This window comes from Leptospira bandrabouensis (assembly GCF_004770905.1).
GTDB classification, from domain to species: domain Bacteria; phylum Spirochaetota; class Leptospiria; order Leptospirales; family Leptospiraceae; genus Leptospira_A; species Leptospira_A bandrabouensis.
In genome coordinates, this window is the sequence record NZ_RQHT01000014.1 from 1,696,311 (window position 1) to 1,710,760 (window position 14,450).

Genomic DNA, 14,450 nt, shown 5'->3' on the forward strand with positions numbered 1-14,450 from the left:
GTGGATATCAAAAATATAAATATACCCAAAGTCAATGTAGACACCCAAAAGATGATGGGTGCCGTCGATGGGCTCGTGGACAAAATCCCTCCCCAAATTCAAGACCTACTCAAAAAAATTGCCATCTCGCTTTTTGCATTTTTTCTTATCATGGCAATTTATGTGGGTTGGACCAATGGTTGGGAAAGTGCAAAACCGCAAGGATTGCAACTGGCTCAGGATACGAGAAGTTTATTTTTAACAGAGATAGAAAGAGACTACAATCGGAAAAGAAAAGATGTCCGTATGTCCGATCCCGAAGATTTAAAATACGAATCCAATCGTAGGATGCAATTTGATTTTATCAGTGAAAGAGAATCTAATGGATACACTCATGACACAATCCCTGAGGAACAAGATTTTTTAGGAAAAGAATACGACTTTAGAAATAGAAAAGCAGAAGATACTTCGGTTCCTCCCATCTACACTCCGTCAGGTGATGGTTTGATTCCAGCACCAATTGATATCCAACCGGCATCTCCCAAAGAAGATACAAAATCGGGTTCTGATTCCGATTCCGACTCAGAACTTCGGATGCAAAGGATGTTAGACCGCGTTTCCGATTTGGAAAAAAAAGTGAAGGCAAAAAACGAAGAAAAAAACCTGGAAACTTTGAAATTACCCAAACCTCCTGAATCAAATGAAGGATTTGGGAAACCTAGAAGTTTAGAACGAATTCCAAAAAATTTACGATGAAGGATTTCTTTTTGTATTTTAAGTTTGTTTTAACTCCTTTCTTATTCGTTTGTTTTGTTTTCTTAAATTTGGTTTCTAGCCTTTCTGCCGAATCCACAGAATTGTTTTTACCGTTTCCAGAAACTTGGACCAAAGAGGGAGGTAAGGAAACAACGGAAAGTCAAACAAAGAATCCTCTGAACTCTACAGCAATGATGAACCCAGTGCAGGGAACTCCGTCCAAATCTCTAAACAATCTTTCCACTCAAAACAATAGTCCAGAATCATTACCGTCCAAGTCTGCTACACAAGAAAACCAAGCAGCTGTTACAATAAATGCAAAACCAACTGATAAAAAGAAAAAAAAGAAGGAAGTCATTGATCCTTCTCTGGCTTCTTTTCAGAAAGGAAAGGCCTATCTAACAAGAGATCAAAAAAAAACCGCCGAATCCGAGTTTGCTGATTCCTACGGAAAGGAAGGAGACGCGGCAAAGTTTTCTCGTGTAGAAAACTCGAATTTATTTGGATTGGATGGAAAAGAAAAAGATTCATTAAACCTTGTGGAAAAACAAGAAGATCCTGATTTCAAAATCAAAACACAATTTGAATTGGCACGTTCTTTGGATCGGATTGGAAATCCAGAGGCAGAAGAAAAGGCATATAAAGAATATTTAAAACTTGTTACTGAGTATCCAAAACACCCTGAACTTACGCCTAGATCCCATTATGCGATGGCAATCCTACTCATTCGCAAAAAAGAATTTCGTTCTGCAGTCCACCAATTAGTGAATATCATTAAAAACTTTAAAGAATCGGCGGAGTATCTTCCTTCTCATTATTACTTAGGAAAAATTTACGAAAGTAGTTGGGAAGAAAGGGATTTGGAACGGTCATTAAAATACTACCAACTCTATATGAATGGAGTAGAGGGAAAAACCTTGGTTCCTGGATACGATTTTAAAAAAGAAACCCGCGAAAGAATGCGGGTTTTAGGTTCTTCTATTTAAAAATTAACGATTAAGCAATCGCCACATTTACTTCGATTCTTCCAAACTTAGAATATAAGTTGATGGAGAGTGTTGGTTTTTTGTTAAACCGAACAGATGTGCTGTTCGTCTCTTGGATGTTCGGTGTTGTAATTTCCACAGATTGTCCTGCAGAGGTAAAAATGTTCATCGCATTACCTGTGGTCATGTTGGCAATCTCACCGAGGATATCTTTATATTCGTTTTTGACATCCTCATCAGAAAGACCAGGAACCAGTTTGCGCGATATTTTGTAGGCAGCATCGAGGTTCATACTATAAACCACTTCCCCACTAAAAGAACCCACTACACCAATGATGATTGCAATTTCATGGCTTGGCGCAGGTGAATCTTTGATTCCGATTTTTCCTCGGATGAGATCCTGTTGTAGGACATCGCGAAAAACGATGGTGGCTGCTTCCAGGAACGGGTTGATGAAGTCGGCTTTAATTTGCATTTATTCTAAAGAGAGAAGGCCTTTTTTCTCTACGTTGTATTCTGCTGCTAAGGACTGGTTTATTTCAAGAAAAAAGCTAAGAAGTTGCCTTTGTTTCAAAAAATCTGCAGCTTGGTCCGCCGGTTTTTTTGCTGTGGTTTGTCCGTATGTTAAGTCCCCAAACTCCACATAAACCTGTTTATCGTTATCAGAAAAAGGTCCCACTACTGTTTTTTTGCTAAACGGATCATTGGCGAGTGTTTCCCAAAATTTGGCAGAGTTCGCCAAACGGTAGCTATTGCCTCGGTTGGAAGTGACTAGTTTTAGATCAGATAAAGAAACATTTGAAACTGTCTCAATCGGTTGGAGTGTTTCCTGGGAAATGGCTTCCAGAGCATTTGGCTCCGAAATTTTTGCAGCAATGCGACCTTTCCACGTTTCAACTTCCTTTCTTTTGCGATCAAATTTTAGTTTGGAAAGTAAAAGTGGTTTTCTAGATTCGAAGCTCACAACGTTTCCAGAAGGATCCTTGGCAAGGGATCCTTCTTTTTTTTCTTTCTCATACTCTTTCATTAGTTCTGCATCAGAAATATTGATTTTGGCTTCGACGGCATTGAGTAAATTAACCTCAGAGACCGCAACGATGCGGAAAGAAATTTTTGCACGTTTGGCTTCATCTTCCAACTCGGCCTCATTTTCGGAAGGAGTGAGAGGTTGGTCTAAAAAGTTAGGATATAAAGCATATCCAGTCGCAGAATCGATGCGGTAGTTCATAGGTGCCGATCGGTAAATTTGTTGGTAAATTTCTGTGAGCGAACGAGAATCTTCTTCTCCGTATCCAGCTTGGGATACTGACTCTTTATGAACTTCTCTTGCTTGCCTTGACATATCACGTTTGATGCTAATTTCCGAAACTTGGAAACCAACTGCTGTAGCAATGTCGTTTGCTATGTAGATTTCTCTGACTGTAGAAAAAGCACAAGAATTGAGGAGTTCTGGGTTTTGGGCAGTTTCACGACCATATTGTTGGTAGCGGTAGTAACAATCGCGTTTGGCCGCATTGAAGTAGTCGACGGGGATACTTCTGCCGGCAATGGTTCCAGCCTTTGTCGAATTTTGGCCCGTAATGGCACCTACCAGGCTTTGTTCAGCGTCCCCAGGCAAAAATGTAATGATGAGGGTTCCGACCAAAATGAATAAAAAGAGGGCAATAATCACACGATAGATTTTTTCTTTGAGGGTAGAGGGTTCTTCTTCGAACATAAAGGAAGGGTTTCCGTTTTCGAAACCCTTGTAAAGAAAAAATGTAATCAAGGGAATCGCCGTTTGGCAAGATAATATAGGTAGTATGTTGTTCGCAGCCTTTGCTATGATTCTTGTGGGTGTCCTATGTTTTTTGTACGTAGCTCTTTCACCACAAAAAGCAAAACCTACAACCTTTCCACAGCGAAAGGCCCAAAGTCCGAGCCCATACCGAATGCCACAAAGCCCGTCCGTTTCGCCTCAATTGGATGAAAGGATCAGAAAGGAACGTGCCATTTCCGATGATCGCCATATTTCCTACTCTTTACCTGAAGAAGTGACACCATCTGTGGTTCAAAAATCCGAAGTTTTATTACCTACAGAAGATGGAAATTTGGAAGAAGAACCTCCCACACCCAAAGAAAGCAGATTTCAAATTGAGGGGACTTTGTATTTGGATTATTCCGGTAAACTTACCTTTGGTGAGGAATCCTCAGATTTAGAATCTATGGAAGATGGCCTTAAGAACTTCAAACGAATTGGATCTGGAAGTTTACGCGAAGAGAATGGAAAGTTTTTGTTTCATTCAGGAAATGTGACTTATACTTACACGCCTGATGAATTGGACCAAGTGGTTCTCCACAACCAAGGGATTGTGTTTCTTTTGAAAGATATGAAGGCACCGAAACCTGTATTTTTCACAAAAGACATCGATACCTTTAAAGATTTTCTAAAACAAGCTGCCTTAGTTTAAAGGCTTTTCTCTTGTAACCAAATCTATTTGTTTTTCTCCCGTACGGATTTGTATGAATTGTTCTAATTTCTTTTTGTCATTTTCTGTTGGGAGTTTCGTCCATTCAGAATCAAAGATATTTGTATCCACATAGATGTTTTGGTTCATATCAAACTTTTTTGTTTTTGTGAAACTTGCCGAAACAAGATTTGGAAAAAATACTTGGATTTCTTTTGCAATCATCTCTGTGTTGCTCTGCGTGTAGTTTGTATTGGATTTGTAGATTTCAGATAAGATTTCGTATTTTAAGGTATCTATATTAGAAGAGGAAAGATCCTGGTGTAATATGAGTTTTGTATTTTCCATATTATAATATTTTAATTTAGATTGTAATTCCTTTTCTTTGTTTTCGTCGATTTTGGGACCGATGATGGTTAGCTCAATTGTAGGAACTTTTTGGTATGTAATTTCTTTTTCCAAAATTCGACGGTTCTCTACTAAAATTTCATTACGAATGAATTCATTAGCCTTCCCTTTAAAATAGGATGACCTTACAATTTGGTATGCGGTAAAGATGGAGGGCAGAATTAGAATTAAGGTAAACAAACCCAGATAAATTTTTACTTTTCGTTCTTTCTCCTTATATAAACCCCAACTTACTTTTGGAAATTCCATATAACGTACAAAAATAAAAGTAGAGATAGCGATAAAAATGGAATTGATCAAATAAAGGTATGTGGCTCCAAAAAAATAAGTCCAGTTTCCTTGTGACAATCCATACCCGGCTGTGCAGAGAGGAGGCATAAGGGCAGTGGCAATGGCCACTCCCGCAATGGCAGTACCTTTCTCTTTTCTGGTATTGGCAATGATCCCTGTGGCACCGCCAAAAATGGCAATGAGAGCATCATAAATGGTGGGAGAGGTTCTTGCGAGTAGTTCCGACTGTGCTTCGTTAATTGGTGAAAGGGAAAAGTAAATAAAGGAAGTGGCAATACTTACAATCGTAGCCACAGAGAGTGTTCTTAGGAATTTTTTTAAATTGTCAAAGTCATTTGTGGCAGCTGCAAATCCAATCCCAACGATTGGTCCCATCAGTGGGGATACAAGCATCGCCCCAATGATCACTGCAGTGGAGTTGACATTAAGACCGATACTTGCAATAAAAATGGCAAAGATTAACGTCCAAAGGTTAGAACCTCTTAGTTCCGCACCTTTTTGGACGGATTCGATGGTACCGGGTTTGTCCAAATCATCTAAGAGATGAAACCTGGGTGCCAACCATTCAAAAAAGGAAACAATCGGATTTTTTTCGGATGCCATAGCCCCTTAGACATCCGACTGTTCCTATTCGGATAGAGAAATTATACTCCTCCTACCATCACATGTTTGGTGATCAAATAATCACCAACGGATTCAATCGAGAGATCTTTTCCAAATCCTGATTGTTTGAAACCACCATGAGGTGTTTCGGAAGCAAGTGGAAGATGATCATTTACCCATACAGTTCCAAATTCTAATCTTTTGGCAACTCGCATAGCGCGTGCTACATCTTTTGTCCAAATGGAAGAAGCTAATCCATAATTGACATCGTTTGCCAATTTGATTCCTTCTTCTTCATTTTCATAAGATTGGATGGTAAGAACTGGTCCAAAAATTTCGTTTTGGACAATGTCGAAGTTTTGTTTGACATCAGTGACAACAGTAGGTGCAAAAAAGTATCCATTGTCTAAACCTTTGGGAACAGATCCACCAGTCAGAATTTTTGCCCCTTGTTTTTTTGCTCTGTCCATAAATCCGAGAACTCGTTCTCGGTGGATGGCAGAGATGAGAGGCCCCATTTCTGTTTTGTCGTTAAAAGGATCACCCACGTTCACCGCTTTCATTGCATCCACAACAGCATCTGTGATTTTTTTCTGTAAGGATTTGGGAACAAGAATTCTTGTGGCAGCAGTACAGTCTTGTCCGGAATTGCAAGTAGCACCAAACGCAGCTTTGGTGGCAAATAGATTGATATCCACGTCATCAAAAACAAGCAGTGGGGCTTTCCCCCCAAGTTCCAAATGCACTCGTTTTAGAGAATCGGAAGCAGACTTCATAATGTTTTTTCCGGTTCCCGTGGATCCGGTAAGGGAAACCATTCGAACTAGTGGATGGTCTACAATGGCTTGTCCAGTGGCATTTCCACCCGTGACAATATTGATCACGCCATCAGGAATCCCTGCTTTCTTTGTTAGTTCGGCTAACATCAGTGTGGTGATGGGTGTTCCTGGTGCAGGTTTTAAAATGATAGTACAACCGGCAGCAAGTGCAGGTCCAAATTTCCAAACAGCCATAAGGAGTGGGTAGTTCCAAGGAGCAATTTGTCCTACCACACCCACAGGTTCTCTACGTAAAATAGAAGTGTATCCTGGTTGGTATTCGTTTGCCCGGCTTCCATGTACATCGCGAGCCGCTGTCGCAAAAAAACGAATGTTATCTATAGCAAAAGGAATGTCTCCAGCAAGGCTTAAATTTTTATAAGGTTTTCCTGCATTGAGAGATTCTGCTTTTGCAAACTCTTTTGTTTTTTCTTCTAAAAGATCGGCAAGTTTCCAAATGGCTTTGGAGCGTTCCCCTGGAGTGAGCCCAGACCATCTTCCATCATAAAAAGCTTTGTGAGCTGCTTTGGCCGCCTTGTCTACATCAGCGACACTCGCATCAATTACTTTCGCTATTTTTTTGCCTGTGGCAGGATCTTCGATGTCCATGGCTTTCCCGCCACTTGTGTTTGTCCATTTCCCATCAATCCAAAGTTTATATTCTTTCATGTAAGTTTTAGATTTCCTTTAGTGATTTTGTTATGATACTCAAACCTTCTTTGACCACAGACTCTTCAGCGGTGATCGGTACAAGAATTCTGATGACGTTTCCATACACACCACAAGATAGTAAAACTAGTCCATGTTCTAAAGCTTTGGCGGTTAGTTTTTTTGCTAAATCGGCAGAAGGTTTATTAGCGTCTCCATTTTCTACAAGTTCAAATGCAACCATAGCACCTAACCCGCGTATTTCGCCGATGTGAGGATACGTTTTTTTGATTTCGTTTAGCTCAGAGACTAATAGTTTTCCGAGTTTTACAGACTTCTCTAAAATTCCTTCTTCTTCGATGAGATCCATCACAGCAATCCCTGCGGCACAAGCGACGGGATTTCCGGCATAGGTTCCGCCAAGTCCGCCAGGTTCTACGGCATCCATAATAGAAGTTTTTCCAATCACAGCAGAAAGAGGCATTCCTGCAGCAAGGGACTTCGCAGTCGTGATGAGGTCTGGTTTGATTCCCGAATGTTCGATTGCAAAAAGTTTTCCGGTTCTTGCAAACCCCGATTGTACTTCATCGACAATGAGAAGGATTCCATGTTCATCACAAATGGTTCTTAGTTTTTTTAAGAAACTTGGAGAAGCAATATAAAACCCACCTTCACCCTGCACGGGTTCAATGATGATGGCGGCCACTCGAGTTGGATCAATGTCTGCTTTAAACAAATTGTTTAGGGCTTTAATGGAATCGTCTTCTGTCACACCGTGGTATTCCATAGGAAAAGGAATGTGATACACATCGCTTGCAAAAGGTCCAAAACCTTTTTTGTAAGGAACCACTTTTCCTGTGAGGGCAAGAGCCATCATGGTTCTTCCATGAAACCCGCCGAGAAAACTAATGATTCCAGGTCGTCCTGTGGCTGCTCTTGCAATTTTCACTGCATTTTCTAAAGCCTCAGCTCCAGAAGAAAAAAGAATGGTTTTGGCACTTCCTTCAATGGGTGCTTTGGCATTGAGTTTTTCAGCAAGAACGATATAAGGTTCATAAGGCATAATTTGAAAAGCAGTGTGAAGCACTTGGTCCACTTGTTTATGGATAGCAGCAAGGACCTTCGGGTGGCAGTGGCCCGTGTTTTGGACACCAATTCCACCACCGAAGTCAATAAACCTTTTTCCTTCGACATCCCAAATTTCTGCATTTTTTGCTTTTTCAGCAAACACTGGATAGGCGGTTGTGACACCTCTCGGAACGTTTGCGAGTCTTCTTTCCCATAGAGTTTGGTTGGTTTGTTTTTGATTGCCCGTCATGTGATTCCTCCGAGGCAGAGATATTTGGTTACTGTGTAATCATCGAGTCCGTATTTCGAACCTTCGCGTCCCATTCCTGAAAATTTGACTCCGCCGAAAGGAACTTGTTCCGAAGAAATTAACCCTTCGTTAATTCCCACCATTCCGTATTCTAGTTGTTCGGCGATTCTAAAAATGCGAGCCATATCCTTTGTATACAAATAGGAAGCGAGTCCAAAGTCAGTGTCGTTGGCTAATTGGACGGCTTCTTCTTCGGTTTGGAAGGTTTGGATACAAGAAACTGGACCAAAGGTTTCTTCTTTTGTAACAACCATAGTGGAATTTACAGGATAAAGCACGGTAGGTTCAAAAAAATTCCCACCGAGACTGTGTTCTTTCCCACCTGTTAAGACTTTTGCTCCTTTCGAAACGGCATCAGCAATATGGGATTTTACTTTTTCGAGTGCTGTATCGTTGATAAGAGGACCTTGTTGTGCATTCGGTTCCATTCCATTGGCGACCACAAGTTCCTTAGCTTTCTCTGCTAGTTTTTTAGCAAAAGTTTCGGCTACAGAAGATTGAACCAGGAAACGATTTACACAAACACAAGTTTGTCCTGTGTTTCTATATTTGGATAACATGGCACCTTTCACAGCTTCATCCAGGTCTGCATCTTCAAAAACAATAAAGGGAGCATTGCCACCCAATTCGAGGGAAAGTTTTTTTAAGGTAGCGGCAGATTTTTCCATTAAATAAATCCCTGTTTTTGTAGAACCAGTAAAACTGAGTTTGCGTACCTCTTTACTTTCTAAAATGGTTTTTCCGATGGCAATCGGATCACCAACTAACACGTTCCATACGCCTTTCGGAAGTCCCGCACGTTCGGCAAGAACTGCCATTGCTAGTGCAGAGTAGGGTGTGAGTTCCGCAGGTTTAGAAACTACAGTGCAACCTGCAGCGAGAGCCGGTGCTACTTTTCTGGCAAGCATGGCTGCAGGAAAATTCCATGGTGTAATGGTTCCCACCACACCGATTGGTTCTTTTAAAACAAGTATTCTTGTGTCCTTTCTATGAGAAGGAATGATGTCTCCATAAGAACGTTTTGCTTCTTCACCAAACCATTCGATATAAGATGCCGCATAGGCAATCTCCCCCCTAGCTTCTGTTAGGGGCTTTCCTTGCTCTTGTGTCATGATGAGGGCAAGATCTTCCTGGTTGTCGATCATGAGTTGGAACCATTTGCGTAAAATTCCTGCTCTTTCTTTTGCGGGCCGGGTTTTCCAATCTTTAAGTGCTTCTTTGGCAGAACGAATCGCGTTCTCTGTATCTTTTTCTTGGGAATGAGGAATGTTCCCTATCACTTCACCGCTTGCGGGGTTATATACTAAAATTTCTTTTTTGTTTTCTGCAGGGCACCAGATCCCGCCTATGAAGTTTTCTTGTCGGAAAAGGTCTTTGTCTTTGATGTATTTCATACCAAACCTGTGCTTTCATCGAAATCCCATGGCAGAAAAATTCCTACCTTTTTTTTGAAAACCTAGGAAGTGGTTGCTTAATTTTGGATTTTTGGTATCTAATCCCTGACATAAGTAAAACCAGGAGCACATAGGTTTATGAAATTCGATTCATACAAACGAGTGATTTTTTCTGTTGCAGTCCTTTCAATCGCATTTGCGGTTGCCTGCGGCAAAAAAGAAACTAAGGTTTCCGAAATCGGACAAGGCGAAGGAGAAGTTTCCATCGTTGCTTGGCCGGGGTATATTGAACGTGGTGAAACAGACAAAGGATATGACTGGGTCACTGAATTTGAAAAAAGTTCTGGCTGTAAAGTAAATGTAAAAACTGCTGCTACATCTGATGAGATGGTAGCTCTCATGAACGAAGGTGGATTTGATCTTGTCACTGCTTCCGGAGATGCATCACTTCGTTTGGTTGCTGGTGGAAAGGTTCAGGAAATCAATACTGATCTTATCCCTAGTTGGAAAAACGTAGATTCTCGTTTGCAAAATGCTCCTTGGCATACTGTGGAAGGAAAACATTACGGTGTTCCTTATCAATGGGGTCCAAACGTTCTTATGTACAACACTAAAGTTTTTAAAAAAGCGCCAACAAGTTGGAATGTTGTTTTCGAAGAACAAGTTCTTCCTGATGGAAAATCGAACAAAGGTCGTGTACAAGCGTTTGATGGTCCAATCTACATTGCAGATGCTGCCTTGTATTTAAAACAAGCAAAACCAGAACTTGGAATCCAAGATCCTTATGAGTTGGATGAAAAACAATACAATGCTGTCATTGAACTATTAAAAAAACAAAGACAACTCGTTCCAAAGTATTGGCATGATGCTATGGTGCAAGTGGATGACTTTAAAAAAGAAGGACTTGTTGCCTCTTCTACTTGGCCATTCCAAGTAAACCTTCTTGTGAGTGAAAAACAACCTGTTGCTTCCGTAGTTCCACAAGAAGGAGCCACTGGTTGGGCAGATAGCACTATGCTTCATAAAGATTCCAAACACGTAAACTGTGCTTACAAATGGTTAGAACATTCACTTTCTCCAAAAGTGCAAGGTGACCTTGCCTCTTGGTTTGGATCCGTTCCTTCCGTTCCTTCTGCTTGTAAAGGAAATGCTCTTCTTGGAGACACAGGTTGTGCCGTAAACGGATTCAATAACTTTGAAAAAATCTCTTTCTGGAGAACTCCAAAAGAAGATTGTTCCGGTGGCAGAAAATGTGTGCCTTATAAAAAATGGGCTGAAGATTATATTTCCATCATTGGAAGTAAATAAATCCTAACATCACATGAGTTCTAAAGGAGAAGGAATGGACCAAGTTTTCGATGTTGAATTTCAAAATGTAACAAGGAAATTCGATCAATTTATTGCGGTGGATGATGTCTCCTTTGGAATTAAAAAAGGTGAATTCTTTTCGATGTTAGGCCCTTCCGGGTCGGGAAAAACAACCTGTCTCCGTATGGTGGCAGGGTTTCAGGATACGACTTCAGGAAGGGTTCTTTTGGAAGGTGTTGATGTAACAGGCATCCCGCCTTACAAAAGAAATGTGAACACAGTATTTCAAGATTATGCTTTATTTCCACACATGACGGTTGCGGAAAATGTTGGGTATGGATTAAAAATTAAAAACACTCCCACAAAAGAAATAAACCAAAGAGTCTCTGAGATGCTTTCTATGGTCAGGTTACCCGATGTGGGGAATCGTAAACCTTCTGAATTATCGGGGGGACAAAGGCAAAGGATTGCCCTGGCACGTGCCCTCATCAATCGTCCTGGAGTATTACTTCTCGATGAACCACTCGGTGCTTTAGATCTCAAACTTAGGGAAGAGATGCAATTAGAGTTAAAAGCCATCCAAAAAGAAGTAGGAATTACTTTTATCTTTGTTACTCACGACCAAGAAGAAGCACTTTCAATGTCGGATCGGATTGCAGTCTTTAACAAAGGTAAGGTGGAGCAAATTGCCACACCTGAAGAATTATACGATCGTCCAAAAACTGAATTTGTTGCCAACTTTGTGGGAACATCCAACATCCTTTCTTTAGAAGAAACCAAACGACTCACTGGTCAAAATGGAAAAGGAATGATTCGTCCGGAAAGAGTCCATGTCTTTGCCAATGCCAAGGAAGATAACCATTCCACAGGATATAGAACCTTTAAGGCCATCTTAAAAAGCCAAGTGTATTCGGGTGCTACTTCTAAAATGCATTTTGAAACCCCTGGTGGATCTCGTATCATTGCCTCCACACAAAACTTAAAAATCTCAGCGGAACACATTGCTGTTGGTTCGGAAGTCCTTGTGGGTTGGAAAGATTCCGATATGCATTTACTTTAAGGATTTGTAAATGACAAACACTCTAGATAAGTTTTTTACATTTCTATTTTATCGCAAAGGCCTTGCGATTTTTTTGTTACTGGCACCACTTCTGATTTGGTTAGGAGTTGTGTATTTAGGTTCTCTATTTACCTTACTCATCCAAAGTTTTTTCTCCATCGATTCTTTTTCGGGAGTCATCAAACGAGAATTTACTTTAGAATCTTATTATGATTTGTTTCGCCAGAGTACCAATTGGGATATCATCCTTCGTACAACAACAATGGCGTTTACTGTGACTGTTGTGAGTGCCATCATTGCTTTCCCCATTGCTTATTATATGGCAATGTATGCAGGTCCTAAACTAAAACCTATTTTGTATTTGGGAGTGATGTTGCCACTTTGGTCGAGTTATCTTGTGAAAGTTTATTCCTGGAAACTGATTATGGCAAAAGAAGGTATCCTCACATGGATTTTGGAAAAACTAGGACTTTTGCATTTACTCGATGTTATCCTTTCTATCCCGGTGATCGGTGGGACCTCGTTGTCTTTTTCTTACATTGGGATGTTTCTTGTTTTTGTTTATATTTGGTTACCTTACATGATCCTTCCGATCCAAGCTTCTTTGGAACGAATTCCTAAATCCTTACTCGAAGCATCTTCGGATTTAGGTGGGGGGCCGGCGCAAACCTTTCGGAAAGTGGTGCTCCCCTTAGCTTTTCCAGGTGTGGTCGCAGGTTCCATTTTCACCTTCTCGCTTACGTTAGGTGATTATATCATTCCTACCATCATCGGAAACTCGAGTTACTTTATAGGAATGGCTGTTTATACTCATCAAGGTACTGCTGGTAACATTCCATTGGCGGCTGCGTTTTCAATGATACCGATCATTATTATGATGGTATATCTTATGATTGCCAAACGATTAGGAGCTTTCGATGCCCTCTAAATGGAATTTCGGAACTATTGGATTAAAACTGGCAACCATTCTTGGTTTTCTATTTATCCATATTCCCATTTTTATTATCATCATGTATGCATTCTCTACGGATGAAAAAACTTTTCAATTCCCTTTACCAGGTTTTACATTCAAGTGGTTTGGTGTGGCTTGGGACAGGAATGATATATGGGAAGCAATCATCCTCTCTTCGCAAGTAGCGACAATTTCAACCATTTTGGCTATCATTCTTGGAACCTTGGCTTGTCTTGCTGTCTATCGAAGCAAATTTTTTGGGAGAGAAGTGATTTCTTTTCTTGTGATTTTACCAATTGCGCTTCCTGGAATTGTAACTGGTATTTCACTTAGGTCAGCCATGTCTCTATTTGGAATTCCCTTTAGTACTTGGACTATTGTGATCGCTCATGCTACGTTTTGTATTGTGACGGTTTATAATAATGTGCTAGCAAGACTAAGAAGGAGTTCTCATTCCATGGTGGAAGCATCTATGGATTTAGGTGCTAATCCTTGGCAGACATTCCGGTTTGTAATATTACCGAATATCGCCACTGCATTGTTAGCTGGAGGAATGTTGTCATTTGCATTATCATTTGATGAAGTGATTGTGACAACGTTTACTGCGGGGCAACAGTCTACAGTTCCTATTTGGATGTTAACTGAATTTATTCGTCCGAGACAAAGGCCTGTAACCAATGTTGTGGCTGTGTTTGTCATTCTAGTGACAACAATTCCAATCCTTGTAGCCTATTACTTAACGAAAGAAGATGAAGGTGGGAAAAAATAATCCCACTAAATTGCCTTTAATTTCTTAACTTAAATTACTATTTTCCATTTGGGAACTGTTGTATCTTTGAAAATTTTGACAATTGTCAAAGGAATTTCACTTTCCCAAATCCAGGAAGATGGTAGACTTCTGGAATGGAAAAATTGATTCAAAAGCTGATCATCCCGATTGATGGTTCACCTAGTTCTGCCAAAGCGTTGGAATTTGGTTTGGCAATTGCAAAAGCAAGTAATGCAAAATGTTACGTCGTTGAAGTAGTTGAGGATTTTGGCCCATTGCCAGGTTATTATGATGCGGCTCCTGCGGGAAAGGATCGTGTGAAGTGGATCTCTGAACAACGCTTTGAAAAAATCCACCCAATCCTAGATGAAACCTCCGTGAAATGGGAACGAGTTGTATTGGAAGGATATCCTGCTGAAGAAATATGCAAATTGGCCGAAAAAGAAAAGGCTGATTTGATTGTGATTGGAAGTAGGGGTCATGGAATTCTTGGAAGATTTATTATGGGTAGTGTTTCTGATCGAGTTGTACACTATGCACCTTGTTCAGTAACAGTAGTTAGGTGATGTTAACATAAATTTGCCATATCCTTGTTAAATTTGTTGCGCGGAATTGTATCCTATCGGAATCTACGGACTAATCCTCAATGTAGA

Annotated in this window: 14 protein-coding genes; 8 read left to right on the top strand and 6 right to left on the bottom strand. The window is 40.4% G+C overall.

What is annotated here, in order from left to right; genetic code table 11:
* The gene (locus EHR07_RS15185; protein WP_135745831.1) at positions 1-735 is read left to right on the top strand and encodes an LIC_11485 family protein; all 735 of its coding nucleotides are present in this window, start codon (positions 1-3) and stop codon (positions 733-735) included.
* An 11-nt stretch (positions 736-746) separates the two neighbouring features.
* Positions 747-1,721, top strand: coding sequence for a tetratricopeptide repeat protein (locus EHR07_RS15190; protein ID WP_135745832.1), 975 nt, complete (start codon positions 747-749; stop codon positions 1,719-1,721).
* 10 nt (positions 1,722-1,731) lie between these two features.
* On the opposite strand, the gene EHR07_RS15195 is transcribed toward EHR07_RS15190, so the two are convergent.
* Positions 1,732-2,196, bottom strand: a complete 465-nt coding sequence (locus EHR07_RS15195; protein ID WP_135745833.1) for a chemotaxis protein CheX — start codon at positions 2,194-2,196, stop codon at positions 1,732-1,734.
* Entirely contained in the window at positions 2,197-3,438 is a 1,242-nt protein-coding gene (locus tag EHR07_RS15200; RefSeq protein ID WP_135745834.1) for a hypothetical protein, read from the bottom strand. It lies immediately after the preceding gene.
* An 85-nt stretch (positions 3,439-3,523) separates the two neighbouring features.
* On the opposite strand from EHR07_RS15200, the gene EHR07_RS15205 reads away from it, so the two are divergent.
* Entirely contained in the window at positions 3,524-4,171 is a 648-nt protein-coding gene (locus EHR07_RS15205) for an LIC_11490 family protein (protein ID WP_135745835.1), read from the top strand.
* Here the strand turns inward: EHR07_RS15205 and EHR07_RS15210 are convergent.
* The 4 genes from EHR07_RS15210 to EHR07_RS15225 are packed head-to-tail and all read right to left on the bottom strand — an operon-like array spanning position 4,163 to position 9,708.
* Positions 4,163-5,470: a DUF389 domain-containing protein gene (locus tag EHR07_RS15210; RefSeq protein ID WP_135745836.1), complete on the bottom strand. Its 1,308-nt coding sequence runs from the start codon at positions 5,468-5,470 to the stop codon at positions 4,163-4,165. The two genes, EHR07_RS15205 and EHR07_RS15210, sit on opposite strands and share 9 nt — an antisense overlap.
* 41 nt (positions 5,471-5,511) lie before the next feature.
* Positions 5,512-6,957 (bottom strand): gamma-aminobutyraldehyde dehydrogenase, encoded by a 1,446-nt coding sequence (locus EHR07_RS15215; RefSeq protein ID WP_135745837.1) that lies wholly within the window; start codon positions 6,955-6,957, stop codon positions 5,512-5,514.
* Between the two features lie 7 nt (positions 6,958-6,964).
* Positions 6,965-8,254, bottom strand: a complete 1,290-nt coding sequence (gene gabT / locus EHR07_RS15220; protein ID WP_135745838.1) for a 4-aminobutyrate--2-oxoglutarate transaminase — start codon at positions 8,252-8,254, stop codon at positions 6,965-6,967.
* Entirely contained in the window at positions 8,251-9,708 is a 1,458-nt protein-coding gene (locus tag EHR07_RS15225) for an NAD-dependent succinate-semialdehyde dehydrogenase (protein WP_135745839.1), read from the bottom strand. The genes gabT and EHR07_RS15225 overlap by 4 nt, the downstream gene beginning before the upstream one ends.
* A gap of 138 nt (positions 9,709-9,846) precedes the next feature.
* Here EHR07_RS15225 and EHR07_RS15230 point away from each other — a divergent pair, with 138 nt between their 5' ends.
* The 5 genes from EHR07_RS15230 to EHR07_RS15250 all read left to right on the top strand — a co-directional run bounded on the left by EHR07_RS15230 (position 9,847) and on the right by EHR07_RS15250 (position 14,363).
* Positions 9,847-11,016 carry an ABC transporter substrate-binding protein gene (locus tag EHR07_RS15230; protein WP_135745840.1) on the top strand — a complete coding sequence of 390 codons (1,170 nt, stop codon included), beginning with the start codon at positions 9,847-9,849 and terminating at the stop codon, positions 11,014-11,016.
* Between the two features lie 34 nt (positions 11,017-11,050).
* A complete protein-coding gene (locus EHR07_RS15235) occupies positions 11,051-12,076 on the top strand; it encodes an ABC transporter ATP-binding protein (RefSeq protein ID WP_135745841.1) in 1,026 nt (341 codons plus the stop codon).
* Positions 12,077-12,086: 10 nt separating this feature from the next.
* Positions 12,087-13,004: an ABC transporter permease gene (locus EHR07_RS15240; protein WP_135745842.1), complete on the top strand. Its 918-nt coding sequence runs from the start codon at positions 12,087-12,089 to the stop codon at positions 13,002-13,004.
* On the top strand, positions 12,994-13,797 hold the full coding sequence (locus EHR07_RS15245; RefSeq protein ID WP_135574804.1) for an ABC transporter permease: 804 nt from the start codon (positions 12,994-12,996) through the stop codon (positions 13,795-13,797). Before EHR07_RS15240 ends, EHR07_RS15245 begins: the two co-directional genes overlap by 11 nt.
* Positions 13,798-13,931: 134 nt before the next feature.
* Positions 13,932-14,363 carry a universal stress protein gene (locus EHR07_RS15250; protein WP_135745843.1) on the top strand — a complete coding sequence of 144 codons (432 nt, stop codon included), beginning with the start codon at positions 13,932-13,934 and terminating at the stop codon, positions 14,361-14,363.
* Positions 14,364-14,450 lie beyond the last annotated feature (87 nt).

Excerpts from the sequence above, each read along its gene's own strand:
- EHR07_RS15195 (WP_135745833.1), bottom strand. The coding sequence starts at position 2,196 with ATGCAAATTAAAGCCGACTTCATCAACCCGTTCCTGGAAGCAGCCACC.
- EHR07_RS15200 (WP_135745834.1), bottom strand. The coding sequence starts at position 3,438 with ATGTTCGAAGAAGAACCCTCTACCCTCAAAGAAAAAATCTATCGTGTG.
- EHR07_RS15205 (WP_135745835.1), top strand. The coding sequence starts at position 3,524 with ATGTTGTTCGCAGCCTTTGCTATGATTCTTGTGGGTGTCCTATGTTTT.
- EHR07_RS15210 (WP_135745836.1), bottom strand. The coding sequence starts at position 5,470 with ATGGCATCCGAAAAAAATCCGATTGTTTCCTTTTTTGAATGGTTGGCA.
- EHR07_RS15215 (WP_135745837.1), bottom strand. The coding sequence starts at position 6,957 with ATGAAAGAATATAAACTTTGGATTGATGGGAAATGGACAAACACAAGT.
- gabT (WP_135745838.1), bottom strand. The coding sequence starts at position 8,254 with ATGACGGGCAATCAAAAACAAACCAACCAAACTCTATGGGAAAGAAGA.
- EHR07_RS15225 (WP_135745839.1), bottom strand. The coding sequence starts at position 9,708 with ATGAAATACATCAAAGACAAAGACCTTTTCCGACAAGAAAACTTCATA.
- EHR07_RS15230 (WP_135745840.1), top strand. The coding sequence starts at position 9,847 with ATGAAATTCGATTCATACAAACGAGTGATTTTTTCTGTTGCAGTCCTT.
- EHR07_RS15235 (WP_135745841.1), top strand. The coding sequence starts at position 11,051 with ATGGACCAAGTTTTCGATGTTGAATTTCAAAATGTAACAAGGAAATTC.
- EHR07_RS15240 (WP_135745842.1), top strand. The coding sequence starts at position 12,087 with ATGACAAACACTCTAGATAAGTTTTTTACATTTCTATTTTATCGCAAA.
- EHR07_RS15245 (WP_135574804.1), top strand. The coding sequence starts at position 12,994 with ATGCCCTCTAAATGGAATTTCGGAACTATTGGATTAAAACTGGCAACC.
- EHR07_RS15250 (WP_135745843.1), top strand. The coding sequence starts at position 13,932 with ATGGAAAAATTGATTCAAAAGCTGATCATCCCGATTGATGGTTCACCT.